Raw genomic sequence first — 283 nt, forward strand, 5'->3', positions numbered from 1 at the left:
GCTTCACGCTGCCGCGACCGGTCGAATACGCTTTAAGTATACCTTCACGACCGAGAATCTTGGCACCCGTCGGAAAATCGGGCCCCTGAATCTTTGTCATCAACTGATCCAGCGTTACGTCCGGATCGTCAATCATCATGACAAGCCCGTCAATCACTTCTCCTAAATTATGGGGCGGTATATTCGTCGCCATACCGACGGCAATCCCTGCCGAGCCGTTTACCAGAAGGTTCGGAATTTTAGCGGGAAGTACGGTCGGTTCCTGTAAGGAGCCGTCATAGTT

The 283-nt window shown here is 52.3% G+C and carries 1 protein-coding gene; it reads right to left on the bottom strand.

Annotated elements, in window-relative coordinates; all coding sequences use genetic code 11:
- Positions 1 to 283 (bottom strand): DNA gyrase subunit A (locus PGX78_RS07700; protein ID WP_333524014.1); only part of this gene is annotated, 283 nt, incomplete at both ends.

Source organism: Megasphaera sp. AF13-6AC (assembly GCF_027685385.1).
GTDB lineage: Bacteria > Bacillota > Negativicutes > Veillonellales > Megasphaeraceae > Megasphaera > Megasphaera micronuciformis.